Below are 26,745 nucleotides of genomic sequence, written 5' to 3' on the forward strand. Positions count from 1 at the left end.
GTTTTAAAAGAAATGAAAAATTTGATTTTTGCAGGCTTTTGCCTCCTTTTAACCGTAAATGTCTTCGCCCAGTACGATCCCAAAGCGCTGGAGATCCTGGAGGCAATGAGTAAAAAATACAAGTCCATCCCTGCCTTTGAAGCCAACTTCTCGTATGTGCTCACCAACGACGTAGAAAAAGTGAACGAAGAATTCAAAGGCAAACTCACCGTGAAAGGCGACAAGTTCCGCATGGTATTGCCCGAACAGGAAGTGATCAACAACGGCGCCACCATCTGGACCTACCTGCCCGAAGCCAAAGAAGTGAACATCGACAACTACGACAAGAACTCCGACGATGTGAACCCGTCCAAAATTTACGAGATCTATAAAAAAGGCTTTAAATACCTCTACCTCCAGGATAAAACCGAAGGCGGTGTGCTCTGCGAAGAGATCGACCTGGTGCCCGAGAAAAAAGATGCGCAATATTTCAAGGTGAAAATGTTCATCAACAAAAAAGACAAGAACATCCAAAGCTGGACCATGTTCGACAAGGGTGGCAACAAATACAAATACACCATCACCAAATTCGTTCCCAACGCCAAAGTAGAAGACAACCTCTTCACCTTTGACCCCAAAAAATATCCCGGCGTGGAAGTGATCGATCTTCGATAGTTCCGATATAAGCCGACAAAAAAAGAAGCCATCCTGCAACGATGGCTTCTTTCGTTTAAAACAATCCCCAACTTTCTTAATTTAGCGCCCGTTCAACCCTGGTACTATGGATCGCGAAGCCCTTTTCCAACAGATCAAAAAGAAAAACTCCTACCTCTGCATCGGCCTCGACACGGACATGGAAAAGATCCCCGCGCATTTGCGGTCCACCGCCGACCCCATCTTCGAATTCAACAAACAGATCATAGACGCCACGCACGACTACTGCGTCGCCTACAAACCCAACATCGCATTCTACGAAGCGCTGGGCCCCAAGGGGTGGGAGAGTCTTCAAAAAACGATGGACTACATCCCGAAAGGCATCTTCACCATCGCCGACGCCAAACGCGGCGACATCGGCAACACTTCGGCACTATACGCGCGGACATTTTTTGAATACTTCCACTTTGACTCCGTGACGGTGGCCCCTTACATGGGCGAAGACTCCGTGAAACCGTTCCTGTACAAAGACAAATGGGTGATCCTCCTGGCCCACACCTCCAACCCGGGGAGCTCCGATTTTCAACTGCTGGAGTCCGTGGTGACCGGCCGCAAATTGTATGAAGAGGTGCTGCAGAAATCGCAGCAATGGGCCACGCCCGACCAGCTCATGTTTGTGGTGGGCGCCACGCAAGCCGAAAAAATGGAAAGCATCCGCGCCCAGGCACCGGAGCACTTCTTTTTGGTGCCGGGCATCGGTGCGCAAGGCGGCGATCTGAAAATGGTGTCGCAATACGGCATGAATGCCCAATGCGGACTGCTGGTGAATTCTGCGCGCGCCATCATCTATGCCTCCAGCGGCCCCGACTTTGCCCAGCGCGCCCGCGAAGAGGCGGTCAACGTGAGAGACGAAATGGCGCGACATCTGCAGGACTACTACAAATAAACAGTGGCCATACCGTTGTTTTTGGAACGAGAAAATGGTATACTCGTTTCTAAATCGTTGTGTCGTGACCGAATCATTTTTACACTACCTCTGGCAGTTCCAGTATTTCAATAAGAACGAACTCCGCACCACGCAAGGCGACGTCTTGCAGATCTTTCACCCCGGCCAAAAAAATACCCACGCAGGCCCGGACTTCTTCAACGCCCGTTTGAAGATCGGCGCCACCGAATGGGTGGGCAATGTGGAGATCCACATCCAGGCCGGCAGTTGGATGGACCATCATCACCACGAGGACGCGGCCTATGAAAATGTGGTGCTGCACGTGGTGTGGAGCAACGACAAGCCCGTGTGTCGCAACGACGGCTCGCCGCTGCCTGCGCTGGAGCTGAAACATCGCGTGGATCACAAATTGTTGACCGATTTCAGATTGCTGCTCCAAACCCCGGGCGCGATTCCCTGTGCGCCGCAGCTTGCGGAAGTACCCGACCTGGTGAAGATCTCCATGCTGGACCGTGCGCTCATGCACCGCCTCGAAGCCAAGACCGCCGTGATCAACGACCTGCTGAAACGAAACCGGAACAATTGGGAAGAGACCTGCTATCAATGGCTCGCGCGCAATTTTGGGTTTAAAGTGAACGTGGATCCCTTTCAGCAACTGGCCAGGGCGTTGCCCTATCGCCTGCTGCTGAAACACGGCGATCAACTCCTCCAGGTTGAAGCCCTGTTGTTTGGCCAAGCCGGCTTTTTGGAGGCCGACGAAACCGACGACTACTTTTCAAAATTGAAACGCGAATACCATTTGCTGTGCCACAAATACCAGTTGTGGGGGAAGCAGATGCAGAAAGCTCAGTGGAAGTTCATGCGCCTGAGGCCAGCGAATTTCCCGACCTTGCGAATTGCGCAATGTGCCTCGCTCATTCATCAGCGACCCAAACTTTTCTCCAACCTCATGGAAGCAGAGACCGCGAAGGAATTGGCCGAAATTTTTTCAGTGCCCCAATCTGACTATTGGCAACGCCACTATCAGTTCTTTAAGCCCGCGAGGGATGTCGTGGCCAACATCGGCGAGGCAAGTGTGGGCAACATTATCATCAACACGGTGGCGCCGCTGCTGGTGGCCTATGGAAAATCAAAAGATGAAAACCTGTATGTTGACCGGGCAGTCGCTATCTTGCAGCAGGTTCATGCAGAAGCCAACCGGATCATCCAGCAATGGAAGAACGTGGGATTGGCCTGTAAGACAGCATTTGATTCGCAGGCCCTGGTGGAGCTCTACAACAACTTCTGCCTGAAGCGGCGATGTTTGGAGTGCAGCATCGGGGCGTCGCTGGTGAAGCCGGGGCGGCCGGTGTAAACAACCTCCGGGCCGCAACGGTCGGGATGGTGCGGCGGGTAGCGCGATTTATTTTTACGAGACGAAATGGACGTTTTCTTTGCCATCATCAATGTAGGATTTCTGCTCTTCGTGGCGTTCCGCCTGTGGCGAAATGAACCCGCCATTTTGAAGCCCTTCTTCTGGCCGGGGCTCATCGTGAAATGTCTCGCCGGAATGGCGCTGGGCGCGCTCTATAAATATCATTATGGCCTGGGCGACACGCTGGCCTATTTTGACGACGGCACACACCTCGCGACGTTGGCCCGTACCGATCCGGCCACGTACCTCCAATTTCTTTGGAGCGGCGACGAATCGTTTCCGGTGTGGAACAACCTGAACCTGCAGGAGCCCCGCGCGTTGTTCATGGCCAAGATCACCAGCATCGCCAACCTTTTCACGCACGACAACTACTGGGTAACGTCCTTGTATTTTTCATGTGTGGCATTCTTCTCCTCGTGGCTGCTCGTGAAAGCGGTCGTGCAGATGCAGGCAGCGTGGCGAAATGCGGCCGTGTTTGCGTTGCTCTTTTTTCCGTCGGCGGTTTTTTGGAGCACGGGGTTGATCAAGGAGGGAATCGCCATGGCTTGCCTGTTTTATGTCACCGTCATTTTTTTGAAACTCTGGCAACGGCAGCGTGTAGCCTGGTGGCAAGGCGTGGTCACGGGAATTTGCCTTTGGCTGGGATGGGGATTGAAGTATTATTACCTGGCCATTTATTTCCCGGTTATCTCCAGCGCGTTGGTGGCCCAATTCCTGTTCAGCCGGCTGCACGTTTCCGTGGCAGTGAAGGGCATGTTGTGGGTGGTCATCTTCGTGATCCCGCTGTGTGTGGCCACCCTCGTCCATCCGAATTTTTATCCCGAACGATTCCTAGAGGTCATTGCCTCCAACTATGAAGTCTTCCACACCATTTCACAGCCCGAAGACGTGGTGGAGTACCCCGGCCTGGAGGCCACAGCGTCTTCTATGGTAATGAATGCGCCGCGGGCCTTGGTGGCAGGGCTGTTCAGACCCTTTCCCTGGGAAGCCAGCAACGGGTTACAGATGGCCCTGGCCTGGGAAAATGTAGGCTTACTGATTTTGGCCGCCGCCGCCTTGACAAACCTCAGGAAAGGGTTGGCATCGCCGCACCGCATGCTGGTGGTGTCCGTGCTGTTGTACACCGTGTTGCTGTGCGTCTTCCTGGCTTTGTCCACGCCTAATTATGGCACCCTCGCGCGATATCGCGTAGGCTTTCTTCCGTTTTTTGTTTTGCTGATATCGATTGAAAATCCCTTGGTGAACCGGGCTACGCGTTTCATAGAAAGATCATGGGCCCGCCTTGTTCGGTAGGGTGACGGACTCTACCTTTGCTGCTCGCAAAATACGTATGGAAAATCCCGTCATCATCCTTGGTGCAAACCCCTTAGGTCGCCAAGCGAAAGAGATCCTCGAAAGCAATGGCAATGTGGTTTATGGTTTCCTGGACGACAACAAACAACTGCACAACACCGAGATAGACAACATTGTCGTGCTGGGGAGCACCGACGACGACGGTTTCCTGAAACTGATCGGAAAAAAATGTGAAGCCTTCGTGGCTGCAGACGAAAACAAGCTGCGCAAAAACCTGGTGGCGATGTTGCAGGAAGTGCGCCACGTGCAACCCATCAATGTCGTGCCCAAAGTCGCCGTGTTGCCCCAGTCGTTGGAGATGGGGCATGGAAATTTTATTGACAACGGTGTGATCTTTGGCGCCGGCGCCGTGATCGGGCATCACAACATCATCAACGCCGGGGCTATTGTGGGCATGGAAGTGAAGATCGGTAATTTTGTACAGCTTGGTTCAGGTACGGTGATCAATGCTGGGACGGTTGTGGAGGATGAGGCGTTTATCGGCTCGGGCGTGACTATCGTAGGTGGCATCACAATAGGCAAGGGTGCGCGCGTTGGCGCTGGGTCGGTGGTGGTGGCGCCCGTAAAAGCCGGCGAGACCGTTTTCGGCAACCCGGCTCAAAAAATTAAAACCTGACCGGCATATGAAGAGAATTTTCGGGGTGCTGATGCTGGTCGTCGGGAATGTATTTGTTATAGCTGCTGTGTTCGCGATGTTTCCCCTCGTACCTGAGGGTATAGGCCTGACCAATCAAACATTTTTTTTACTCGGTAAATTAATAGCGCTAGCCCTCATGGCTACGGTTTGCTTCTTTATTATCCGCACCGGTCTAAAATGGACGAAAGGATCTTGATATGCCGATCTCTGAAACCGATCTGATCTTAAACAAGGATGGTAGCGTCTACCACCTCAACCTGCTGCCCAAACACATCAGCGACACCATCATCACCGTGGGCGATCCCAGCCGCGTGTACCGCGTGAGTCAATATTTCGACGATGTTGAATTTGAGATGAACAAGCGCGAGTTCATCACGCACGTAGGTAAATACAAAGGCAAGCGCATCACCGTCATCAGCACCGGCATTGGCACCGACAACATCGAGATCTTTTTCAACGAACTGGATGCGTTGGTGAACATCGATCTCAAAACGCGCGAACCCAAAGCGCGACGCAAGCGCATGAAGATCATTCGCATCGGCACATCGGGTGCCTTGCAAGACGATATTCCCCTCGGTGCGCACCTGGCCACCGAATACGCCGTCGGCTTCGACAACCTCATGAACTTCTACAACCTGGAGAATGACGGGTTCGAAGAAAGCATCGCCCGCGATATTCAAAAGAAATTGGCCCTTCCTTTTTCGCCCTACGTGGTGAAAGGATCGGCCACACTAAAACAAAACATCGCCGCCGACATGATCACCGGCAACACGATCACCTCGCCCGGCTTCTATGCGCCCCAGGGTAGATCGCTGCGCATTCCGATCAAGTATCCCAAACTACTGGAAGACCTGACGCGCTATCACAACAAAAGCAATGACTTTTGGCTGACGAATTTCGAAATGGAAACAGCAGGTTATTATGCCTTGGCGCGACTGTTGGGACACGATGTTTTGAGCGTGAACGCCATCATCGCCAACCGGGTGAAAAACAAATTCTCAAAGGATCCGAACAAAGTGATCGACGCGTTGATCAAGAAAGTGCTGGAGAGAATTTAAGAGAGGGCAGGACACCGAAACGTGAAGGAATTATTGAACAATGGTCGCTGGTATCGCCGGCGACCATTGTTGTTATTAGGGCTAGAGTTCTTTAAATGACTTGCCTTCGTGTCGCTCTTCGGTGAAGCGCACGCCCCGGTAAGCGACGCCGGCAAATGCTAGATATTCACGGAGCTATCCATCCGCATAATGTGCTTGGCAGCAGCAAAGGGCTCGTTGTTGTAGAAGCCGGAAAGGATGCGGTGGGCGATTTGCTCGATGATGAGCTCATCGTCCGTCTTGCCTTGCTTGCCTTGCCAAAAAATGCGATTGGGATGGCGTTTCATGTCTTCAACGTAGCCTTTTGCGCGGTTGTATTGATCATCCGTGAAGGTGATGGTGAAGCAGGTTCTTACTTTTTGTGTGTCCATAGCAAGTAGAATTTTACAATAGTTATGCCAGTTGATTTTTGTATTAATAATACAGAAAAACGATGCGTTGGGTCAAGTGTTTGACCGCGAACGGGCATAAGTGTTCGGCGTTGGGAAGCGGTGTTTTTTGGTGTTGAACGGCCTACCCCGTTCGAGGGTAGGGATGTTTGAGAGGTTCGTTTTTTGGCTTTCGGTATAACGTGTGGAACGTCGCCGGGGCAGGTGTTAGGAATGGAACGTTGAAGGATTTTTTTGTTGGTGGGACACCAACAAAAGGGTGTCGGCCCGGATTATAAACTGGGCAAGGACTTGACGGGAGCAAAACCAATGTAGCGAACGAGGGTGGGGGACGGTGTGTCGATCCGGCGGTGGGGGGTCAGAATGGTCAAAAAAGCCTTTTTTTGGGGTCCGGTGGCGGTATTTTGGGGGCGCGAATTCGGCTGAATGGGTTACCTTTGTGGCCAAATGAGAAACTGTAGCATCTTTACATTGTCCAACGGCATGCGCGTTGTACATCAATATATTCCGACAACGGCCATTGTGCATTGTGGTATTTTCGTGGGCATTGGCAGCCGCGACGAGCAGATCGCCAACCAGGGCATCGCTCACTTCTGGGAACACATGGCCTTCAAAGGCACCCGCAAACGCACGTCGCTTGACATCATCAAAAGCCTTGACTCCATCGGCGGTGAGTTGAATGCGTTTACCGATAAGGAAAAGATCGTTTTCTATGCCTCTGTACGCAAAGAATATTTTGAACGCGCGCTCGATGTGCTGACGGACATCACCTTTCATTCCACCTTTCCCGAAAAAGAACTGGAAAAAGAACGCGGCGTGATCCTCGAAGAGATGGCCATGTATTTCGACAGCCCCGACGATTCACTGCAAGACGAAATGGAGGCGCTCATCTACAAGGATCATCCCATGGGCATGAACATCCTCGGCAATGAACAGACCGTGCGCAACTTTCGAAAAAAAGACTTCGTGTCGTTCTTTACCGACCATGCCGACAGCCGCAAGATCGTGTTCAGTTGCATTGGCAACATTACGCTCGAAGAGGTGGAGCAACTGGTAAAAAAATACCTGGACCGCATTCCCCGGCTCAAGGCCCGTGCCTCGCGTAAGAAATTCACGAAATACAAGAAAGGAGAGAACAGCCTGAAGCGGGGTGTGAAACAAACGCGTTGTGCATTGGGTCGCACCGCCTATCCCTTGCTGAACGAAAAACGTATACCGCTCTATTTGATGACCAATATTTTGGGAGGTCCGGGGATGAACTCGCGTCTGAACCTTTCGGTGCGTGAAAAACACGGCCTGGTCTATTCCATCGACGCGCAATACCTGGCCTATGCCGACACGGGTATGTTTGCCATCTATTTTGGTACAGAGCCGAAGCAGGCAAAAAAATGCCTGGCGCTGGTGCACCGCGAAATGGATAAGCTGTGCGAAAAGAAGCTGAGCGCCCGCGAGCTGGCCTCGGCCAAGGAACAGATCAAGGGGCAACTGGCCATGTCGGAAGAAAACAACCTCGGGTTGATGATCATGATGGGACGAGCCGTCATAGATCTCGACAGAGTGCCGCCTTTGCAGGAGACGTTCGACAAGATCGAGGCCGTAGACGCGTTAACCTTGCAGACCGTGGCCCAGGAAACATTTGACCCGCGCCACCTGAGCTACCTGACGATGGAGCCGGATCTGAAGTAATAGAATACCCTCTCTTATGGAATTTATAGACGAGAACATCCAGCGCTACGCCGAGGCACACACCACGCCGGAAAGCGCCCTGCTGAAACGCATCAACCGCGAAACACATGCCCAGGTGCTGCGTCCGCGAATGCTGTCGGGCCACATGCAGGGGCGCTTCTTATCCATGGTCAGCCACATGATCCAGCCCAAGCGCATCCTGGAGATCGGCACCTACACCGGCTACTCCGCCTTGTGCATGGCCGAAGGACTACACGCCGACGGCAAGATCATCACACTGGACATCAACGAAGAGTTGGAAACCCGCGTGCGGGGCTATTTCAAGGAATCGGGCTTTAACGCCAGGATCGACTATCGCGTAGGCGATGCGCGCACCATCATCCCCACGCTGAACGAAACGTTCGACCTGGTGTTTATTGATGCCGATAAAGAGAACTATGCCCGCTACTTTGACATGGTCTTTGACAAGGTGAGAGTGGGTGGCTTCCTGTTGGCCGACAACGTGCTGTGGAGCGGCAAGGTGTTGCAAGGCGACGTGGACAAGGACACAAAGGCGATCATCGACTTCAACACGAAGATCCAGAACGATCCACGCGTTGAAAACACACTTCTTCCGTTAAGAGATGGGATTTTGACAATAAGAAAAGTATCTTTGTAGAACGGTTTGATCATGAGAATACTATTCGCGCTATTTTTTGCAACCTGCTTTACGGTTGCTGCGCAAACACCACAAGTTCCTCATAAGATGGAGTTCGCCGGCATGACGCTCACGATCCGTGACGATGCCAGACGCGAGATCCAGAAGGACGTGGATGCGCTTACCGCCTCACCCCGCCACCACAACATCAAGGTGGAACGGGCCAAGACCTACTTCCCGCTGATCCAAAAAGTGTTCGAAGAGGAGAACGTGCCCGACGATTTCAAGTATCTCGTGCTGCAGGAAAGCGCACTCATTGCCGATGCCGTGTCGGTGTCCAATGCCGTTGGCTTCTGGCAGTTCAAAGAATACACCGCCCTGGAAATGGGTTTGCGTGTGGACAAGGAGATCGACGAGCGCCTCAACATTGTTTCCTCCTCGCGCGCTGCGGCGCGCTACATCAAGAAGAACAACTTCTTTTTTAACAACTGGGTCTACGCCCTGCAAGCCTACCAGATGGGCGCAGGAGGTGTGATGAAGACCGTGGACAAGGGAGAAAGCGGTGCCAAGAGCATGGAGATCAACAGCGGCACCTATTGGTATGTAAAGAAATTCCTCGCCCACAAAGTAGCGTTTGAAAATGCGGTGAAAGGCGAAGGCGAAACGAAGGTGGTGCCCTACGAGAACCGGAGCAAAAAGAGCCTGAGCGACCTGGCCCGCGAAGTTTCTGTGAACGAGACCGAACTGGTGCAGTATAATAAGTGGGTGAAGAAAGGCACCATTCCGGAAGACCGCCAATACATCGTGCTCATTCCCATGAAAGGTGACGGCAAGCCCTTCAAGCTTCCGGAGAACGCCAACACTGTGGCTTCCGCCCAAGCTGGGGCAGCCCCCATCGCGGCCGGAGCAGCGATGGCCAGCAAAGCCGCACGCATCAAGATCAACGGCATCAACGCCGTGAAGGCCATGGCAGGCGAAAGCGTGGGCCAGTTGGCCTCGCGTGCGGGTGTGACGGCCAGTGAGCTGGCAAAATGGAACGACATCACGACCACCACGGCCCTGGTGCCGGATAGATATTATTTGTTGGGCAAGAAACGCGCCCGGGCTACGGAGGCCTACCACAAAGTGTTGGCCGGCGAAGACCTCTGGGCCGTGAGCCAGCAATATGGCGTGCAGATGAAAAAGCTGAGACGCTACAACCGGTTGTCGTCCACAGACGCTCCGTTGACGGCGGGTACCACGCTCTGGCTGGCGTCGGTGAAGCCAAAAGATGCTGATAAGATGACGGCCCCGTCCGAAGTGGTGCAGGTCGACAATGGCCAGACGTTTTCGTGGGGTGCATCCGGGGAGACTGAACCAACGGTATCGGTAAAGCCCGCCGCGGCCATCGTGCCCCCGGTGTCGACAGCTGTCGCAGGAACAGCGTCGTCGCCGTCCCCGTCCACAACGCCTGGGGCAGGTCCTGTCGTCGCCGCGGCGTCAACAACCACGCTTCCGGCGGAGAAAAGCCCGGAACCGAAAGATTCAGTTCAAAACATACAGCCGAGCACCCCCGCTGTGGTCGCTCCGGACACGGCGACACAACAAACTATCGAGGTTGTCGTTCCCGAAAACAAAGGAGAGCACATCGTGAAGCAGGGCGAAACCCTGTATGCCATTGCCAAACAATATAACCTGGCCGTCATGGACCTGGTGAATTGGAATAAGCTGAACCTCCAGGAAGGCATAAAACCGGGCCAGGTGATCAAGTTGGTTGATAGTCAGCCGGTTGAGGTCGAGACGCCCGTCGCGCCCCCGGCAAAGGAGATCGAACACGAGGTGAAGTCCACCGATACGCTCTACAGCATCGCCAGAAAATATAACGTAACAATCAAGGAACTGATGGAATGGAACAATAAAAAGGACTTTACCTTGTCCATTGGCGAGCGGCTGAAAATCAAGAGTAGGTAAATTGCGGTTTTTTGACGTTTTTAGATAATTTATTACCTGACTTCATGAATTTTACGGAACCCATGCCGGATATTCTAACAAAAGGATATTTTTGTGATTCGTGGAATTGAAAGTGAGGCCTGATTTACTGATTATTGATGCAAACTGATACAAAAGCCATTGACTTAGTAATGCTCGTTGATGATAATGACACTGATAACTTTATCAGTAAGCGTATCATCGAGATTACCAAGTTTGCCAAGCGCGTGGAAGTAAAAGGTTCCGGCAAAACCGCGTTGGACTACCTGCGCGAGAACCAGACCAATGCTGAAAATCTGCCCAGCCTGATCTTCCTGGATATCAACATGCCCATCGTGGATGGTTTTGTTTTTCTCTACGAGTTTGAGAAGTTCAACGAAGTGGTGAGAAACAAATGCAAGGTCATCATCCTCTCCAGCTCCGACAACAAACGCGACATCGACAAGATCGTGAACAACAATCACGTGATCAAGTTCATCACCAAGCCCCTCACGGAAGTGGCCCTCGACGAGATCAAGCTAAACAATATCTGATTTTTCATTGTTTGGGTTTTTAACGGTACTTAGTAGTTTTGTTAAAAACCCACTGTTATGAAAAAGACCCATACCCTCCTCACCGTCCTTGTTGCTTTTTTCTTACTGATCATCGCCCCGGGTTTGCAGGCTCAAGTAGTGAAGCCTGATTCGCTCACGCACTGGAAGAGGAAGTTGTTGTTCAACGTCAACGTAAACCAAGCTTCGTTTTCGTCCAACTGGAAGGCTGGGGGTACGAACTCCATCGGCTTGAATGCCCGCTTCAATTATAAACTCACCTACAAACACGGCCGGAACGGATGGGAGAACGAGATCGATCTGCTCTACGGTTTTGTGAACAACGCAGGTCAAGGCTATCGCAAGACCGTGGATCGCATTTTTATCGACACCAAGTATGGTTACGAACTGAGCAAGAACTGGGGATTGTTCTCTTCGCTCAATTTCATTTCGCAGTTTGCTCCCGGATACAAATATGAGAAGGACGCCAACGGCGTGGAGCAAAGTATTTTGATCTCCGATTTTCTGGCCCCCGCCTACATTACGTCAGCCTGGGGTTTGGAGTACCATCCCGTGGATTATTTTAAAGTGCGCATGTCACCGTTTGCCCCCAGGGTCACCATCGTGCGCAACTCCGAACGGTTTATTCCTTCCGTAGATCCCGTAAAACCGTATGGCGTCACACCCCCTGACGAAACTCGTTTTGAATGGCTGGCCTTCCAACTCATGGCCGAGTTCAATAAGGACATTGCCAAGAACATGAACCTGCAATGGCGCTACATCATGTTCGCCAACTACGAGACCCTGGCCTGGAAAACCATCGACCACCGGCTGGAGTTGCTGCTGAATGCAAAAGTGAATCGGTTCATCCAGGTTGGTTTAGGAGGGATACTGCTCTACGATTACGACCAGGATTCCGGTGCGCAGATCAGCCAGGCGTTCAACCTGGGCTTTGCCTATACCTTCCAGAACTACGAGGAACCGAAATAACGGGATCGTGGTCCCAACATCCATATTTGAAAGGCCTGAAATTTTCAGGCCTTTTCTTTTGCTATCGCGATAATTTTAAATTGCATAAAAAACCATCGCCCATGTCAAAAGAAAGCTTCATCGCCGCCATCAACAAGGCGTACACCACATCGCTTCCCTCCATCTATCTCGGCGCGGGTGTTCTCAACAACGAGATCATCGCCGAAGCCAAAGTGAATTTACCCCTGCGCATGATGAACCGGCATGGATTGGTGACCGGCGCCACCGGCTCGGGCAAAACGCGCACCTTGCAATTGATGGCCGAGCAGCTTTCGGCCGCCGGCGTTTGTGTTTTCATGCCCGATATGAAAGGCGACTTGTCGGGCATGGCCAAGGACGGCGTGGCCAACGATAAGATCACCGAGCGCGCCAATGCACTGGGCATAAAATATACACCCTCCGGATTTCCGGTCGAATTGTATTCCCTGACCGGAAAACTCGGTGCACAAATGCGCGCCACCGTCACGGAGTTCGGCCCGACCTTGCTCAGCAAAATCCTGGAACTGAACGACACCCAGACCGGCGTGTTGAACATTCTTTTCAAGTATGCGGACGATAAGAATTTGCCCGTCGTGGATTTCAACGATCTCAAGAAAGTCTTGAACTACCTCACGGAAGGCCCCGGCGCCGCGGAGATCAAAAGCGACTACGGAAAAATATCCGGCGCCACCGCCTCGACCATTCTGCGCAAGATCGTGGCCCTGGAGCAACAGGGCGTCGACAGCCTTTTTGGAGAGACCTCGTTCGACGTGGAAGACCTGTTCGAAAAGATCGACGGCCGCGGTGTCATCAGCCTGCTCAACGTGGCCGACATCCAAAACCAACCCGCCATCTTCTCCACGTTCATGTTGTCGCTGCTGGCCGAGCTCTACCAGCGCCTGCCCGAAGCCGGCGACCTGGACAAACCCAAACTCATCTTCTTCCTCGACGAAGCCCACCTGCTCTTTAACGATGCGCCCAAAGCCTTCCTGGACCAGATCGATCAGATCATTAGATTGATCCGCTCGAAAGGTGTGGGCATATTCTTCTGCACACAACTCACGCAAGACGTGCCGCCCTCGGTGCTGGCACAGTTGGGCAACCGGGTGCATCACGTGATCCGTGCCTTCACACCCAACGATGTGAAAGCTTTAAAAGAAACGGTGAAGACGTTTCCCAAGTCGGAGTACTACGAGATGGAACAACAGTTTACGCAACTGGGCACGGGTCAGGCCTTCATCACGGTGCTCAACGAAAAAGGCATTCCCACCGAAACCGTGGTGACGCATCTGGCGCCGCCGGCGTCAGTGATGGGACCGTTGGGTGAGGGTGAGTATAAAGCACAATTGGAATCGTCTGACATGTATAAAAAATACAAAGAGACCGTCGATCCCCAAAGCGCGTTTGAGATGTTGGATGGGCGCATGAAGCAGCATGAAGAGGAGCAGGCAGAGGCGAAGGAGCAGAAGGCCCAGGCGAAGACTTCTTCGCGGCGAGAGAAATCTACTTTCGAGGAAGTGATTGCGTCGCCGGTGGCCAAGCAAGTAGGGCGGGAGTTGGTAAGAGGAGTGTTTGGAGTCTTGTTCGGGACAAGTACGCGGCGGAGTTCGAAGAGGAGAGGTGGATTATTTTAGACGTCGCCCCCTAAAGTTTTCAACCGCCCTCCTTCGCTAAAGCTTCGGCGGGCAAGCAAGCGAGCAAGATTAACGAAAAGGAGTTTTGGCTTTGCGCCTTTTGCGTCTCTCGTGAACGTGAATTTCTAGAACTCTACCTGCAACTTATAATACGTCCGTTCCGACCGCTCGCACAAAGGAATAAACTTCGCATAAAACTCCTTCCAATCTTCCTGATGCGTCAGTCTGCACTGCGACGGCTCGGCTTCCGCAAAGGTCTCATACCCCAGCTCCAACACCAGGCTATACGCAGTCCCCGACACATCGGTCAACAGTCGCGCGTGGATCTTCTTGTCGCGTTTCTGCACGCGTTCAAGATATTCTTTCCACATCGGCACAGCGTCTTTGCTGGCGCCGAACTTTAGGATGAAGACGTTGCGTTCCACATACATAACAGCGGGAGTTTGAGGTGAGCCAGGATTTTGCGCCGAAACAAGAAGAGAGGCCAGGGTCATGCCCAGGCACGCCATAAGGATCCGTTTCATAGACAAGCGATTTGGGTACAACCAATTTACCTAGAAATCGGGGTCAAGCCCAAGTCTTTCCTTCAGTTCCTTCAGGTTGGGATTCTTCTCCACGAGGTAGTCGAACTTGTCGCGGGGGGTGTACATCATTTTCTTTTCCTCCATTTCGCGCATTTCGCCCACCACCAGGATGGAATAGTTTTGCAGCGTGTCGCGCAGGTGGGTGATGAGTTCGGCTTTGACGTTGTTGAGCATGGTGTCCTGGACGGGACTCAACAAATGGACAATGACCTGGGTGCCCCGGAGTTCGTAGGGCTGCGAAAGGAGCTGGTATTCGGCCTGGAATTTTTTTCGTTGCTCGGCAAAAGTATTCCAGGCGGCCTGCATTTGTTCGGGTGTGAACGACTGGCTGGCCCGCGATTGCATCTCGATTTGCTGCTGCTCGGTCTGCTCTTGTTTGGGTTCGACCTTGGTGAGACCGGTAAGTTTTACCGTGGTCTTGGGGGCCGTTTTGAAACGGGAGCGTTCGGAGAAATCGGGCTTTTGCGAAAGACCGGGGAATGGCGGTGTCTCCGGTGCGGATGGCTCCTTTGGTGTGGAAGGTGGCGGCGTGGGACTGCTTGGTGTTGTCGGCGTGGGTGTTTCCGCTACAGGAGTTGGTTCTGCTGCGGTGGTTCCGGTTTCTTCCGACGTTACACTAATTTTTTTTTTAACCCATCCCCCAGGTGGTTCAACTGTTGCAGTTGGAGCACAGCTCCCACGTTTGCCATTTTCATGAGGGCAAGCTCCACGGACAAGCGCTGGTTCTTGCTGCCTTTGTAGTTGATGTCGCACTGGTTGGCGATATTCAGCCAGGTGAGTAGGAGCGACGGGGGTGAGGACTGCGCTTGTTGCGCATATTTCTTTTTCACGCTTTCGGGCACCTCCATCAGGTTGGTGGTGCGTGCGTCTTGAGATACCAGCAGGTTGCGCAGGTGTTCGCTGAGGCCCACGATAAAGTTATGACCGTCAAACCCCTTGCGCAGGATTTCGTCCAGCAACAGCAGGGGTTGGGTGTGATTCTGGGTCAACAGCGCATCGACTACCTGGAAATAATAGTCATAGTCCAGGATGTGGAGGTTGCTCAGGGTGGCGTTGAAGGTGACGCCCTTGCCGGAGGAATAGGTCACCATCAGGTCGAAGATGGACAGAGCATCCCGGAGGGCGCCGTCGGCTTTTTGTGAGATCAGGTGGAGGGCCTCATCCTCGGCGGGGATGCCTTCGTGTTGCGCGATCTTTTTGAGGTGATGCGCGATGTCGCTGATCTGTATGCGGTTGAAGTCGAAGATCTGGCACCGCGAGAGGATGGTGGGGATCACCTTGTGTTTCTCGGTGGTGGCCAGGATAAAGATGGCATAGGAGGGGGGCTCTTCCAGCGTCTTCAAAAAAGCATTGAAGGCGGCGTTGGAAAGCATGTGCACCTCGTCGATGATATAGACCTTGAATTTTCCAAACTGGGGAGGGTAGCGCACCTGGTCGATCAGGTTGCGGATGTCCTCTACCGAGTTGTTGGAGGCGGCATCCAGCTCAAAGATATTCAGGGAGTTGGTTTCGGCCTTTTCTTCAAACCCGTTGATGAGGCGGGCAACGATGCGGGCACAGGTGGTCTTCCCCACGCCGCGGGGTCCGCAAAACAACAGGGCTTGCGCCAGTTTGTTGTTGTCGATGGCATTTTTGAGCGTAGTGGTGATGTGCTCCTGGCCCACTACTTCGTCAAACCCCGTGGGGCGGTATTTCCGTGCCGATACGACAAAATTCTCCATTGGCCGCAAGATAACAGGAACATTGTAAACTTGACAAGGGCAAAAAAATTTTATGCGGCAAACCAACCGGGGTCCTCTCCGTTACGTACTGGCAAAGGCAACACCCAGGCCTTTCATTCGTTACATTCTCGTTGGGTTCGGGTCGAGGTCTTGGTTTTACTGAACAACTGTTCGGGATGCGCGTGGATTGGGAAACAAAAAAATAATATCATAAGGTGCTTGCATTTTAAGACAGGTTCCGTTGTAGTTTTGGGCTGCGGGAACATAGAGCGGCCGCCCCCCCAACTGCGTTTTTTAATGGTTCTCACGGAAAGCAGTTTTAACCCTTGTATCGACAGACGTTTTTGAATGAACGATACCGATTTCCTGAATTTAAATTTTCAAAGCATAGCATCTTCTTGTCGTATCTTGGTGTCTAAGGAAAAAAAGGATCGGAAACATAAACCTGTGTAAAGTGAGCCTCTCTATCCGTGTTGTGCCCCTGATAAAAAAGATTTTCAGAAAGCCCCTATTCATCCTGATTGTATGGCTGTCGTTGGCCACCGTGGCGGGCCTCCAGCATTATGCGCTGGGTCACTATAATAACTATCGCATTTTTAAAAATGTGTTTTGGAACAGCGTGGAGGGCAAGAACCTTTACGCGCTGTACCCCGACGAACACAACGACTCCAATCATTACGGGCCTTTCTTCAGCGTGGTGTTTGCACCTTTCGCCCTGCTGCCGGATGCCCCCGGGCTTTGTTTGTGGATCATGTTCAATGGTGCCGTATTGTTCTATGCCATCCGTCAGCTTCCGCTGAAAGAATCCACCATCATCGCTTTGCTGTGGCTCGTCACCAACGAGTTGTATACATCCTATTCCAACCAGCAGATCAATCCGCTGGTGGCGGCGTCGATCATCCTGGCCTATACCTGGATGCGGCAGGGGAAAGATTTTTGGGCGGCCGCGGTGATCATGGCCGGCACCTTCATAAAATTGTACAGCATCGCCGGCCTGGCATTTTTCTTTTTTTCGAAAAACAAAACAAACCTGGTAGCATCGTGCGTGTTTTGGGCGATCGTATGTTTCTCCGCGCCGATGGTCATTTCCGGGCCGGCCTTTGTGGTGCAGTCGTACCGGGATTGGTATGTTTCCATCAAAACCAAAGATGAATTGAATGCGAAGGAGTCGCACCACCAGGACATTTCCCTGTCGGGTGTGGTGCGGCGCGTTTCGGGCCACCGCGACATACCGATGCTTTACTTTTTGATCCCCGGTCTCGTTCTTTTCCTGTTGCCGTATCTTAAAACGCAATATTATGACGACACCACGTTCCAGCAGCTCATGTTGTGTTCGGTGTTGCTCTTCATTTGTTTGTTCAGCAGCAGTACGGAGTCGTCTACCTATATTGTTGCTTTTACGGGTGTGTCACTTTGGTTCCTTCTGCATGAACCACCGCCGGCGAAAATTATTTTAGGCTTGCTGATCTTTGCTTTCGTGTTAACGTCGTTGTCGCCTACTGACCTTGTACCCCGTCCCGTCAGAGCGTTCATCACGTCGTATTCATTGAAGGCCGTGCCGTGTGTGTTTGTTTGGTTATATTTAATGGCAGAGCTTTTGAAATACAATCCATCTTCGAAATGGCAAAAGACAATCGCATGAACATGAACCCAATGAATCGACAGCTCATTTCTGTGGTGGTGCCCGTTTTTAATGAGGCGGGCAACATCCGGAAGATCTACGCGGAACTCTCGCGCGTGTTCGATACCCTTCCCTACGACTACGAGATCATTTTCGTTGACGATGGAAGCCGCGACAATTCCCTGGAACTCGTGCAAGAGATCGCCTCGGGTCAATCGAACGTGTTCTTCATCGAACTATCGCGAAACTTCGGACACCAGCATGCACTGAAAGCCGGCCTGGACGTGGCCCGCGGCCACGGTGTGATCTCGATGGATTGTGATATGCAGCACCCCCCCGAAGTCATCCCGCAGTTGGTGAACCTGTGGGAAAAGGGATACGATGTAGTCTACACCGTGCGGGAAGAAGATCCCGGCCTTTCCTGGTTCAAGCGCAAGAGCTCATCCTATTTCTACAAACTCCTGAATAAATTGTCGGGCATCGAATTGGAAAAAGGAGCGGCCGACTTCCGCCTCATGGACCGGTCGATGGTGGATGTGTTTATTCGTTTTGGCGAGAGCGACCTTTTCATTCGCGGACTGGTGAAGTGGATGGGTTTCAAGCAAACTTCCGTACGCTACTTTCCCAATGGCCGTTATTCCGGAAAAAGCAAATACAGCTTTATGCGCATGGTGGCTCTTGCCTTCAAAGGCATCACCTCGTTCAGCACGAAGCCGCTGGTCATCACGGCCTATCTTGGCATCATATTTTTTCTTATTTCGCTGATCTATCTTCCCTACGCCCTCATCAGCTATTTTACGGGCCATGCTGTTTCGGGATGGACCTCGATCATCATGACGGTGATCTTCTTTGGCGGCCTCCAACTGCTCATGCTGGGCATTATCGGCCTGTATCTCGGCCGCATTGTTATGCAGGGAAAAGGAAGGCCACAATATGTGATCCGGACCACCAACCATCCTGCTGTTGTTAAAACAACCTATGCCTAGATCGCTCCTCTACCTTTCTTTCGACATTGAGGAATTCGACATGCCGTTAGAGTATGGGAAATCCATTTCGTTCGAAGAACAGATCTCCATATCCAAAACCGGCTGTCACCATATCCTCGATCTGCTGAAGAAGCATTCCGCGCGCGCCACTTTTTTTAGTACGGTCGTGTTTGCACAAAATGCCCCCGACGTCATTGCGCGCATCCTCGGCGAAGGACATGAGTTGGCCTCGCATGGTTTTTATCATTCCGATTTTAGAAACGAGCACTTGTTGCAATCGCGATTGGAGTTGGAGCGCTTGTCGGGAAGAAGCATCGATGGTTTTCGCATGGCGCGGATGATGCCGGTGGAAACGGAGGAGATCATCCGGGCGGGCTACCGGTATAACTCGTCGTTGAACCCGGTTTATATCCCCGGTCGCTACAACAACTATTTCAAAAACAGAACGTGGTTTCGCAGCGGGGCATTGTTGGAGATTCCCGCATCGGCGACCCCCTTCGTGCGGTTCCCGCTTTTTTGGTTGTCGTTTCACAACCTGCCGCAGTGGCTGTATCGCAACTTCTGCGCGATCACGATGCGGAAGGATCACTACCTCAATATCTATTTTCATCCTTGGGAATTCACGGACCTCACCCTGCCGCGCTTCGGCTTTCCCGGGTTCGTGAAACGCAAAACGGGAACAAAGATGATCGAAGCCTTTGACGGCTGGCTATCCTGGTGTAAACGCAAGGGCTATGGGTTTCAGACGCTGCAAAAATTTTCACAGCATAATGTTCACGCCGAAAGATTGACGGTGTAGATTCCTCTACCCTTTGATCCAAAGCTCGTCCATCGACACGTTGGGCGGGAAATCAAGAAAAAGGCTTTTGTCGATCTTTACTTTTCCTTTGAAGGCGGAAGTGCGTTTGAATTTGTAGGTCGATATTCTGTAGTTGACCGGCGTGGAGCCTGCGGTAATTTTCTTGTCCAGGAACTGGCTTTCCGATTTGGATGTGCTGGTCACGATGTTGAGGCCGGAGGCTTCCAGTTTGTCGCGATTCAGCTGAGCGAACTTTGCGTCTTCGGTTTCGCTGCGCTGTTCGATGATCAGGTAGCTCTGTCCGTTGTAGTCGACCTGGCGGATCCACAATCCCTCGCGCGCCGTGTCGGGAAGTTTAGGATATACACGCAACGTAAGGCTGTTGGTTTCATACACGCGGTCGGCGATGGAGAAACGAAACGGCCCGATCTTTACTTTGCCTGTATCGGGCAGCACTTGTGATATTTTCAGATTGCCGTAGGCGATCTTGTTCTTGCGCAAGGCCGCATAGTCGTCGGTAGATTTTTTCTCCTTGGTTTCGATGGCCTCCAGGCTTTCCTTCTTTACCGTGATGATAATCTCCACTTCCTCGCCGGCGCGGGGAGCGGGATTCGCGATCTCCAATATCGAGGTTTGAGCCCAGGCTGATGCGCAGCAAAAACACCAGGCATATGTAAGCAGTCGTCTGATCATATTCATACAAGGGATGAATCCCACAGGTGGCATGCCGGAATTCATGACCCGTTTTTTGTGAACGGGAGATAAAAGTAAGAAAACAATAGGCGCCTTACAACGCCCCGGCCGGGTTCTTGCCGGCCTTGCCTTTTCCGGGAAGGTTGGGGTTAGGATGGAGTCATGATCCCTCCGAAACTGGCGGAATGCCGCAAATCCGGTTCAGCCCAGACCACAACGTCCCGCAAAGTACTCCACGGCTTCGTCGACGATCATGTCCCGGGCGTTGATCTTCGACTTCAGCGTAATCCCTTCCAGGGTCCTGCACCGACTCAACGCCACGTAGAGTTGCCCGTGGGCGAAGGCCCCGCGCCCCATGTCGATCGCGACGTTGTCGAAGGTCAGGCCCTGACTTTTGTGGATCGTCATCGCCCAAGCCAAACGGATAGGGTATTGCGTGTAGGTGCCCAGCACTTCGAAGGTGATGGTGTTCAGTTGCTTGTCCCACGTATAGGCCTTGCGCTCCCAGGTCACGGGCTCGATGCGATGGATGGCGCCATCGGCGAACCGCACCATGATCACCCCGGGCGTGAGTTGGTCCACGATGCCAATGGTGCCGTTCACCCATCGCCCTTGCAGATCGTTCTTCACCATCATCACTTGTGCCCCTTCGCGCAGGCTCAACTGCAGGCTGGCCGGGAAGAGACGTTGATCGAAGGCGCCATCCATTTTACCGCGGTATACTTCACCATGTGTCTTCAAGGCCATAAGCTTTTGCAGATTCACCTGGTCGGCAATGGCATTGACCGAGGTGAGCGACACGGCAAATTCATGTTCATCCTCTCCCGGCCGGTAGCGTCTGTTCAAGGCCTCCAGGTCGTGGCCGTCGGCATTGTTCATGCGGATGCGATTGAGAAGATAAATGAAATCATCATCCTGCTGCCGGTAGATCTTCTTTAGCTCCGCCACCTTGGGACGGCTGGCACGAAAGGCATCGGCGCTAAAAAAATAAGGACTCTCATAGCTGTCCAGGTCGGTACTTTGAAAGTCTTGTGAGCTCACCACCGGTGAAAGCTGGAACACATCACCAATAAAAATAAGTTGCTTGCCGCCAAAAGGAAGGTCGTTGTTCATGTTGAGCCGAAGCGACAGGTCGATGGCATCCAACACGTCGGCCCGTACCATCGACACCTCGTCGATGATCAACGTCTCCATCTTGCGAAGGATGCGCAACCGGGGATGTCCTTTCCCCCACGGCTGGATCTCCGGATCGTCCTTCACCAACGTCCGCAACGGAAACCCAAAAAAAGAATGGATCGTACCTCCTCCCACGTGAAGCGCCGCCAACCCGGTAGGAGCCAACACCACATGTTTTTTCGTCGTAGTCTTCCGAAAGTAATTCAACAACGTCGATTTCCCCGTCCCCGCGCGTCCGGTCAGAAAAAGGGTCTCGTTGGTGAACTCCATCATGTGGTACGCCGCGGCCAGGTCATCTTCCAGCCGGAAGTCGCTGGGGATGATAATGGACTCTTTCCCGGAAGTATCGCGATCCACCTTATTCATGCGACAACATACTAAAAAAATAGCCGTTGGCAATCAGGAGCCAGAATCCAGAATCCAGGAGCCAGTAGAGGTGTGGGAGTGGAGGTGTGGAGTGTGAGTGCGGGTTTTGAGTTTGTAAGCGATGCTGCCTTTGAAAAATAACGCCAACCATCAGCACCCCCAAATACTTGCCTCCCAGCTACTCACACTCTTCCGACTCCTGGCTCCTGGCTCCTGGCTCCTGAATACCGACTTTCACGAAAGCTACTCGTTTACTAGATTGATCCCCGCGATATGACCTCTCCGTCCAAAAATTTCCGCAAGATCATTCACATCGATATGGATGCTTTCTATGCTTCCATCGAGCAGCGTGATCATCCCGAATACCGGGGTAAGCCCATCGTGGTGGGTGGGTCGCCGGAGGGACGTGGAGGTGTGGTGGCAACGGCCAGCTATGAGGCGCGCAAGTTTGGGATCCGGTCGGCCATGCCGTCGAAGCGGGCGCGGCAGCTTTGCGAGACGGTTATTTTTGTGCGGCCGCGGTTTGATGTCTACAAAGAGGTGTCGCAAAAGATCCGCGAGATTTTTCATCGGTTTACCGACATTATCGAACCGCTTTCCCTGGACGAGGCCTATCTCGACGTCACGCACGACAAGCAAGGCATTGGTTCGGCCATCGACATTGCCAAGCTCATCCGGCAGGCGATCCGCGACGAGTTGCAGCTGACGGCCTCGGCGGGTGTGTCTATCAATAAATTTGTGGCAAAGATCGCGTCCGACATGAACAAGCCCGACGGCCTCACCTTCATAGGGCCTTCGCGCATCGAAAAATTTATGGAGGATTTGCCGGTAGAAAAATTTTTTGGAGTGGGCCGGGTGACGGCGGAGAAGATGCGGAACATGGGCCTGCACAAGGGAGCCGACCTAAAGCAACTTTCGGAAGAAGAATTGGTCAAGCGCTTTGGCAAGCCCGGTAAGTTCTTTTACAAGATCGTGCGCGGCATCGACGACCGCGCCGTGCAGCCCGACCGCGAAACAAAATCGGTAGGAGCCGAAGACACGTTCCCCTACGACCTGGAGGAGGCTGGCGAAATGGTGGAGGAGCTCGACAAGATCGCGACGATCCTGGAGGGCCGGCTGAAGCGTCACGGACTGAAGGGCCGCACCATCACCCTGAAAATAAAATACCACGACTTCAAGCAAGTCACCCGCAGCCAATCCCTCACGCAAGGGGTCGACGACAAAGCCACCGTGCTGGAGATAGCGCAACAGTTGCTGCTGGCCACCGACCTGGAAGAGAAAAAGATCCGGTTGTTGGGGATTTCGCTGTCGAATTTCGGCGAGCCTGGAGAGCGGTCGCGCCGGGATGAGGGGAACGATCAATTGCCCTTATTTCAAGGCGAGTGGTAATGCATCCTTTGTTTTTCCGGAACCAAAAAAGCCGTGACGTGTTATAATTGTACCGAACGGTATATTTATTATCTTTCACGAAAGAACCCATCACCATGTCAAAAGCCGAGCGAACCAAGGCCTTCATCATTGAAAAGACCGCCCCGGTGTTCAACACGAAAGGATATGCCGGCACGTCCATGGCCGACTTGTCGGAAGCGACCGGTCTCACCAAAGGGAGTATCTATGGCAACTTCAGCAACAAAGACGAAGTGGCCCTCGCTGCCTTCGATCACAATTTTCAAAAAGTGCAAAACATTGTGAAGGCGGAGATGGCCAAACGCACCGGTGTGCTGGACCAGTTGATGGCCTATGTGTCCGTATACGAAGGCTTTGAGAAATATCCATTCCCCCTGGGCGGTTGCCCCATCCTGAATACAGCCACCGAATCCGACGACACCCATCCCGAGCTTCGGAAGAAAGTGGCGGGGGCGATCTTGTCGTGGAAGAACAGCCTGGTGAGTTTATTGGAGAAAGGTATCAAAACAAAAGAGATCCGCGCCACCGTGGACGCCGAGCAAACGGCCATTGCCATCATCGCCCTGATCGAAGGCGGCATCATGATCGCTAAAGTCACCGGAAAAATAAATTACCGGAAGGCCGTCATGCAGTCGGTGGAGAAAATGATCCGTGGATTAAAATAATTTTTTGTGCTCACTCGTTTCGCAAGGCCTTCACGGGGTTAAGCGTGGCTGCTTTGATGGATTGAAAACTCACCGTCACAAGGGCAATGCCCACGGCCAATGCACTCACGGAAATAAATAGCCCTATTTTCATCGAGGTGTGGTAAGGGAATTTTGCCAGCCACTGCGTCATGATCCACCAGCCGAGCGGGAGCGCGATGACAATGGCCCAAGTGACCAGCGCCAGATATTCGCGCGAAAGTAATCGCACGATGCTTTGCTCGGAGGCGCCCAATACCTTGCGTACGCCGATTTCTTTTGTCCGCACCTCGGTTGTGTAGGCAGAGAGTCCGAACAATCCCAGGCACGAGATCAACAGCGTGATGCCGGCGAACACACCGACCACGTCGCCCAACTGTTGATCTTGCCAATATTGCTTGTTGATGTCTTCGTCGAGGAATGAAAATTCAAATGCCGCATTTCCATTCACATCCCGCCAGCTTTTCTTGATGGCGTCGAGCGTGCTGGAGAAATTTCCGGGCGCGATCTTTATCAGGGCGTAGGATAGCTCGGCATTTTCATTCGGGTTCAGGAGCGTGAACACCGTGGGACGGATGGGACTGTGCAGATCGGCCGTATGAAAATCTTTTACGACGCCCACCACCATGCCTTTGGTTTCGCTGAACAATTCGCCATTTTCTTCCGTGAACAGCCGCAAGGGCATTCCAATCGCCGCCGCCGGGGTCTTTCCAAAAAAGCGGGCCGCACTTTCGTTGATCACAAAATTTCTTCCCTCGTGGGCGGGGAACTGATTGCGCAGCAAGCTGCTTTTTCCTTCGTCGCTGAATTCGCGCGAAAAGGTCCGGCCTTCCAGGAGAGAAATGTTCAGGGTGGAGAAGAAATCATAGTCAACGAATTGTTGAAAGATGAATGGAAATTCCTGGGGATTGTATCCTTCGAACTCTACTTGCGGCCCCCAACCCGGATCGATGCCCGGAAGGTCGCTGACGCCGGTCACGCTCTCGATGTTTTTATCCTGCAAAAGTTTGTCGCGCAAAACAGCATAGCGGTCTGTCACCGAAGGCCCTGTGCGGACGGCAACCACCCGGTGTTGTTCGAAGCCGAGGTTGGAGCCTTTTAAAAAATTTACCTGGAACCAGGCCACGGCCGTGCAGAAGAGCAGCGTGACCGAAAGCACAAACTGGAACACCACCAGCCCACGACGCAGCCCCGCGCCACCACCTTGCAGCTGAACACCTTTGAGCACCTCGCTCGGTTTCATCGATGAAAGATAGAGCGCCGGGTAGGACCCCGAAAGCAACGTCGACACCACCACGATGCCCGCGGCCATGCCCCACCAGAGCAGGCCATCGCCCAACGCAAGCTGCTGATGCAACAACAAATTCACCAGGGGCAGGAGGATCTCCGTGAGCACGATGGCAAAGGCAAAGGCCATCACATTGAGCAGGGCCGACTCGTAGAAGAACTGCACAGCAATCTGCTTCCGCTGACCACCGATCGATTTCCTGAGACCGATCTCCTTGGCCCGCTTCACGGCCCGCGCCGTGGCCAGATTCATAAAGTTGATACAGGCCAGCACCAAACTGAAAACCGCCACAGTGGTGAAGATGTAGACATTGGTGATGCTTCCATTGGGGTTGATCTCGTTTTGCAAATCGCTGAACAAATGGATGCTGGTGAGCGGTTGCAGGTGCGGCACAAAAAGCTTGGCCTCTTCCGCCGACCGGTGTTTACGGATCACCTCCGGAAAAGCGGCGTTGATCTTTTCCGCCGATCCCGGTTCATCCAGCAACACATAGGTCCACACGACGGGCCACCAATGGCTGGTGAACTCGGCCGTGGTGGGCATTTTTTGCAATGCCTTGAAGGTTGCAAACGAACAGAGGAAGTCGAAACGGAAATGTGAATTGTAGGGAACATCCTTCAACACGCCGGTCACGGTCACCGGTAGAAAATTGTCCAGCTTTAATGTTTTTCCAATGGGATCTTCCGATCCAAAATAGCGCTTCGCCGTCGACTCCGTGATCAACACCTGCCCGGATTCCTTTAACGCTGTTCCCGGCGAGCCTTTCACAAATGCGAAATCAAAGACATCAAAAAATTCCGGATCCGTATAAAAGATCCTGGCCTCCTCAAAGGCAACAGCTTCCTGATTTCCTTTTTCATAACTCACATACGTATAGGATTGCGCGTTGGCACGCTTTGCATTCCAGCTGGTCGCGCAATGAATCGACACCACTTTTTTCACCTCCTTGAATTCGGATTTCACCAACGAAGGCATCACCCCGCCCGTCCACGCCCAACCCTGATTGGCCGGAAGCTGCTGCACCACCCGGAAGATCCGGTCCGCCTTCGAATGAAAGCGATCAAAACTCCGCTCGTTGATAACATAGAGCATGATGATCATACAACTCGTGAACCCAATGGTGAGTCCCACCACGTTCAACACGGAATATTCTCTCTGGCGCAAAAAGCTTCTCCAAGCCACCAATACATAATTCTTGATCATAATCATCCGCATTTTATTCCTTCCCCACCCAATCCAACTATCAGACCAATCCATTTATCCCAACAGAACCCATCAAATTCCACCTCCCCAAACCAATCCTTGCCCGGAAACGAAACCAAATGTCCGCAAACGAAATCCCCAACAAAAAAATCTCCGGCTACTGAATACTGACTACTGGCTACTGGACTACCGAGAACAAGCTCCTGACTCCTGGCTTCCGGCTCCTGACTTCCGGCTCCTGAATTTTCCCCCGCTGACAGGGTCATTTTGCTTGCCCGTAATTCCT

The 26,745-nt window shown here is 52.6% G+C and carries 25 protein-coding genes; 18 read left to right on the top strand and 7 right to left on the bottom strand.

Features of this window, described 5'->3' with window-relative positions:
- Positions 1–12: 12 nt before the first annotated feature.
- The 7 genes from BUB30_RS20655 to BUB30_RS20685 all read left to right on the top strand — a co-directional run bounded on the left by BUB30_RS20655 (position 13) and on the right by BUB30_RS20685 (position 6,041).
- Positions 13–654, top strand: a complete 642-nt coding sequence (locus BUB30_RS20655) for an outer membrane lipoprotein periplasmic chaperone LolA1 (RefSeq protein ID WP_073137774.1) — start codon at positions 13–15, stop codon at positions 652–654.
- A gap of 106 nt (positions 655–760) precedes the next feature.
- Positions 761–1,579, top strand: coding sequence for an orotidine-5'-phosphate decarboxylase (pyrF, locus tag BUB30_RS20660; protein WP_073137776.1), 819 nt, complete (start codon positions 761–763; stop codon positions 1,577–1,579).
- A 64-nt stretch (positions 1,580–1,643) separates the two neighbouring features.
- On the top strand, positions 1,644–2,933 hold the full coding sequence (locus BUB30_RS20665; protein WP_073139517.1) for a DUF2851 family protein: 1,290 nt from the start codon (positions 1,644–1,646) through the stop codon (positions 2,931–2,933).
- A 66-nt stretch (positions 2,934–2,999) separates the two neighbouring features.
- The gene (locus BUB30_RS20670; RefSeq protein WP_073137778.1) at positions 3,000–4,286 is read left to right on the top strand and encodes a hypothetical protein; all 1,287 of its coding nucleotides are present in this window, start codon (positions 3,000–3,002) and stop codon (positions 4,284–4,286) included.
- A 37-nt stretch (positions 4,287–4,323) separates the two neighbouring features.
- Positions 4,324–4,962 (top strand): NeuD/PglB/VioB family sugar acetyltransferase, encoded by a 639-nt coding sequence (locus BUB30_RS20675; protein ID WP_073137780.1) that lies wholly within the window; start codon positions 4,324–4,326, stop codon positions 4,960–4,962.
- A 7-nt stretch (positions 4,963–4,969) separates the two neighbouring features.
- Positions 4,970–5,179 carry a hypothetical protein gene (locus tag BUB30_RS20680; RefSeq protein WP_073137782.1) on the top strand — a complete coding sequence of 70 codons (210 nt, stop codon included), beginning with the start codon at positions 4,970–4,972 and terminating at the stop codon, positions 5,177–5,179.
- Between the two features lies 1 nt (position 5,180).
- Positions 5,181–6,041, top strand: a complete 861-nt coding sequence (locus BUB30_RS20685) for a nucleoside phosphorylase (RefSeq protein WP_073137784.1) — start codon at positions 5,181–5,183, stop codon at positions 6,039–6,041.
- 158 nt (positions 6,042–6,199) lie between these two features.
- Here the strand turns inward: BUB30_RS20685 and BUB30_RS20690 are convergent, their stop codons facing one another.
- Positions 6,200–6,451, bottom strand: a complete 252-nt coding sequence (locus BUB30_RS20690; RefSeq protein WP_073137786.1) for a hypothetical protein — start codon at positions 6,449–6,451, stop codon at positions 6,200–6,202.
- A 465-nt stretch (positions 6,452–6,916) separates the two neighbouring features.
- On the opposite strand from BUB30_RS20690, the gene BUB30_RS20695 reads away from it, so the two are divergent.
- From BUB30_RS20695 to BUB30_RS20720, 6 genes are all read left to right on the top strand, one after another.
- Positions 6,917–8,155 carry a M16 family metallopeptidase gene (locus BUB30_RS20695; RefSeq protein WP_073137788.1) on the top strand — a complete coding sequence of 413 codons (1,239 nt, stop codon included), beginning with the start codon at positions 6,917–6,919 and terminating at the stop codon, positions 8,153–8,155.
- A 16-nt stretch (positions 8,156–8,171) separates the two neighbouring features.
- A complete protein-coding gene (locus tag BUB30_RS20700) occupies positions 8,172–8,813 on the top strand; it encodes an O-methyltransferase (protein WP_073137790.1) in 642 nt (213 codons plus the stop codon).
- 12 nt (positions 8,814–8,825) lie between these two features.
- A complete protein-coding gene (locus BUB30_RS20705) occupies positions 8,826–10,742 on the top strand; it encodes a LysM peptidoglycan-binding domain-containing protein (protein WP_084138277.1) in 1,917 nt (638 codons plus the stop codon).
- 170 nt (positions 10,743–10,912) lie between these two features.
- Positions 10,913–11,293 (top strand): response regulator, encoded by a 381-nt coding sequence (locus tag BUB30_RS20710; RefSeq protein ID WP_084138278.1) that lies wholly within the window; start codon positions 10,913–10,915, stop codon positions 11,291–11,293.
- Positions 11,294–11,350: 57 nt separating this feature from the next.
- Positions 11,351–12,280: a DUF3078 domain-containing protein gene (locus BUB30_RS20715; protein ID WP_073137796.1), complete on the top strand. Its 930-nt coding sequence runs from the start codon at positions 11,351–11,353 to the stop codon at positions 12,278–12,280.
- Positions 12,281–12,381: 101 nt separating this feature from the next.
- Positions 12,382–13,932 (top strand): helicase HerA-like domain-containing protein, encoded by a 1,551-nt coding sequence (locus BUB30_RS20720; RefSeq protein ID WP_073137798.1) that lies wholly within the window; start codon positions 12,382–12,384, stop codon positions 13,930–13,932.
- Positions 13,933–14,057: 125 nt separating this feature from the next.
- Here the strand turns inward: BUB30_RS20720 and BUB30_RS20725 are convergent, their stop codons facing one another.
- The 3 genes from BUB30_RS20725 to dnaX form a co-directional block, all read right to left on the bottom strand.
- Positions 14,058–14,456 carry a hypothetical protein gene (locus BUB30_RS20725; RefSeq protein ID WP_073137800.1) on the bottom strand — a complete coding sequence of 133 codons (399 nt, stop codon included), beginning with the start codon at positions 14,454–14,456 and terminating at the stop codon, positions 14,058–14,060.
- Positions 14,457–14,486: 30 nt separating this feature from the next.
- A complete protein-coding gene (locus BUB30_RS20730) occupies positions 14,487–14,861 on the bottom strand; it encodes a hypothetical protein (RefSeq protein ID WP_143165015.1) in 375 nt (124 codons plus the stop codon).
- A 266-nt stretch (positions 14,862–15,127) separates the two neighbouring features.
- On the bottom strand, positions 15,128–16,237 hold the full coding sequence (dnaX, locus tag BUB30_RS20735) for a DNA polymerase III subunit gamma/tau (RefSeq protein ID WP_073137804.1): 1,110 nt from the start codon (positions 16,235–16,237) through the stop codon (positions 15,128–15,130).
- A 454-nt stretch (positions 16,238–16,691) separates the two neighbouring features.
- On the opposite strand from dnaX, the gene BUB30_RS20740 reads away from it, so the two are divergent.
- From BUB30_RS20740 to BUB30_RS20750, 3 genes are read left to right on the top strand one after another with little or no spacing between them, the layout of a single operon-like run.
- Positions 16,692–17,879, top strand: coding sequence for a glycosyltransferase family 87 protein (locus BUB30_RS20740; RefSeq protein WP_073137806.1), 1,188 nt, complete (start codon positions 16,692–16,694; stop codon positions 17,877–17,879).
- Positions 17,876–18,844, top strand: a complete 969-nt coding sequence (locus BUB30_RS20745) for a glycosyltransferase family 2 protein (RefSeq protein WP_221408763.1) — start codon at positions 17,876–17,878, stop codon at positions 18,842–18,844. Before BUB30_RS20740 ends, BUB30_RS20745 begins: the two co-directional genes overlap by 4 nt.
- Entirely contained in the window at positions 18,837–19,643 is an 807-nt protein-coding gene (locus BUB30_RS20750; protein WP_073137808.1) for a polysaccharide deacetylase family protein, read from the top strand. The genes BUB30_RS20745 and BUB30_RS20750 overlap by 8 nt, the downstream gene beginning before the upstream one ends.
- A gap of 6 nt (positions 19,644–19,649) precedes the next feature.
- Here BUB30_RS20750 and BUB30_RS20755 read toward each other — a convergent pair whose 3' ends face one another.
- The gene (locus BUB30_RS20755; protein ID WP_143165016.1) at positions 19,650–20,336 is read right to left on the bottom strand and encodes a hypothetical protein; all 687 of its coding nucleotides are present in this window, start codon (positions 20,334–20,336) and stop codon (positions 19,650–19,652) included.
- A 201-nt stretch (positions 20,337–20,537) separates the two neighbouring features.
- Positions 20,538–21,878: an ATP-dependent DNA helicase gene (locus BUB30_RS20760; RefSeq protein WP_073137812.1), complete on the bottom strand. Its 1,341-nt coding sequence runs from the start codon at positions 21,876–21,878 to the stop codon at positions 20,538–20,540.
- Positions 21,879–22,151: 273 nt separating this feature from the next.
- Here BUB30_RS20760 and dinB point away from each other — a divergent pair, with 273 nt between their 5' ends.
- Together dinB and BUB30_RS20770 are read left to right on the top strand one after the other, a co-directional pair.
- Positions 22,152–23,267: a DNA polymerase IV gene (gene dinB / locus BUB30_RS20765; RefSeq protein ID WP_073137814.1), complete on the top strand. Its 1,116-nt coding sequence runs from the start codon at positions 22,152–22,154 to the stop codon at positions 23,265–23,267.
- A 95-nt stretch (positions 23,268–23,362) separates the two neighbouring features.
- Positions 23,363–23,950: a TetR/AcrR family transcriptional regulator gene (locus BUB30_RS20770; RefSeq protein WP_073137816.1), complete on the top strand. Its 588-nt coding sequence runs from the start codon at positions 23,363–23,365 to the stop codon at positions 23,948–23,950.
- 10 nt (positions 23,951–23,960) lie between these two features.
- Here the strand turns inward: BUB30_RS20770 and BUB30_RS20775 are convergent, their stop codons facing one another.
- Positions 23,961–26,459, bottom strand: a complete 2,499-nt coding sequence (locus BUB30_RS20775; protein ID WP_178377159.1) for an ABC transporter permease — start codon at positions 26,457–26,459, stop codon at positions 23,961–23,963.
- Positions 26,460–26,745 lie beyond the last annotated feature (286 nt).

This window comes from Chryseolinea serpens (assembly GCF_900129725.1).
GTDB classification, from domain to species: domain Bacteria; phylum Bacteroidota; class Bacteroidia; order Cytophagales; family Cyclobacteriaceae; genus Chryseolinea; species Chryseolinea serpens.